This window comes from Janthinobacterium sp. (genome assembly GCF_009923995.1).
Lineage (GTDB): Bacteria > Pseudomonadota > Gammaproteobacteria > Burkholderiales > Burkholderiaceae_D > Janthinobacterium.
Genome location: NZ_RFSK01000144.1, coordinates 1 through 1,500 on the forward strand (window position 1 = coordinate 1; position 1,500 = coordinate 1,500).

Annotated in this window: 2 protein-coding genes; both read right to left on the reverse strand. The window is 67.9% G+C overall.

The genetic code is table 11. The annotated features are described in order from the left end of the window. Nucleotides 1–414, reverse strand: a 414-nt coding sequence (locus EBS11_RS28270) for an alpha/beta hydrolase (protein WP_290608851.1), incomplete at its 3' end; no start/stop codon positions are given. Nucleotides 415–503: 89 nt separating this feature from the next. Next, a partial coding sequence (locus EBS11_RS28275) for a HAMP domain-containing sensor histidine kinase (protein ID WP_290608853.1) occupies nt 504–1,500 on the reverse strand: 997 nt, incomplete at its 5' end.

Below are 1,500 nucleotides of genomic sequence, written 5' to 3' on the forward strand. Positions count from 1 at the left end.
GCCGCCCACCACGGCGGGGTGCACCATGGGGCGCGCCCACATGGCGCCCATGGCCCGCATGCCGGCGCGCTGTGCGTGCGACAGCAGGGCCAGGCGGCCGGCTTTTTCTTTGGCGCCGGCTTCGCCTTCGGCCAAGGGGTGCACGCCGGTGTCCAGCAAGGCCAGGCGCTCTACCCGCTCGGGGGCGAGGCGCATCACCTCCAGGGCCACGCGCCCGCCCATGCTGTGGCCGGCCAGGGCAAAAGTGGCGGGGGCCGCCTCCAGCACCTGCTGCGCCATGGCGGTGAGCGAGTCGGTCAGGCCCCAGTCCATCACCATGCAGTGGTGGGTGGCGGACAAGGCCTGCACCTGCGGCGCCCAGACAGCGGCGTCGCACATCAGGCCGGGGAGCAATACGAGGTTTTTGGTAGTCAAATCAGGCTCCAGCGCCCGCGGAATATGCGCGAGCAGCTATCAAAAACATAGTGAACTCATGAAAGCGCCAGGGCAAAAAGCGCTGCAGCTCACACTGTAGCGGCTGGCAAGGCGATTTCAATCGCCAAGCCCGGCTGGGCATTGCGCACCGCGAAGCTGCCGCCATGCGCCTGCGCCACCAGGCGGCACAGGTACAGGCCCAGCCCCACGCCGCCGCCTTCGCGGGTGCGGGCGGCATCAGGCCGGAAGAAGGGCTGACCGAGGTTGGGGAGCTGGTTTTCCTCCACACCAGTGCCGAAATCGCGCACCGTGATCGACAACTGCCCGTCCGTCCAATGCACGGTGATTTGTGGTGCCGCGGATGCGCCCGCGCTGTGGCGCAAGGCGTTGTCCAGCAGGTTGCGCACCAGCAGGCGGATGCGGGTCGGGTCCAGCTGCAGACGGGGCAAGGCGGGGGGCACATGCATGTCGATGGCAGGGCCGGCATCAGTTTCCGCGGAGTGGGCGGTTTGCAGCTCGCAGACCACGTCTTCCACCAATGCGCGCACGTCTACCGCCTCGCGGTGGAGCGCGGCATGCGGACTGGCCAGGCGCTCGCTTTCCAGCAAGTCGGTGACCAGGTCGCGCATGAGGGCCAGATCGCGCAGAAGTGCATCGCGACCGGGCTGCACGTCGGCCGTTTCAGGCAGCAGCTCGGTATTCAGCCGGGCTCGGGTGAGCGGGCTGCGCAGCTCGTGGCTGATGGCCAGCAGCAGGGTACGCTTGGCCTCTAGCATCTGGTGGATGTCCGCGCCCATGGTGTTGATGGTGGCGGCCAGCTCACCCAGCTCGTCCGGGTGGTGAGAGCGGCGCACGGGAATAGCCTGTGCAAAGTCGCCCGCGCCAAAACGCAGGGCGCCAGCGCGGATGTCGTCCAACGGGCGCAGCATGCGGCGTACTCGCACATAAGCCAGCGTGGTGAGCACCAACAGGCTGAACAGCGTGACCCAGCCGATGAAGCGGGGGCGGTCATGCCAGGCCTGCACACTCACCCCGAACTGAATGCGGTGGCCATCTGCCGTGGTGCGCACATAGAAGCGGGGGCTC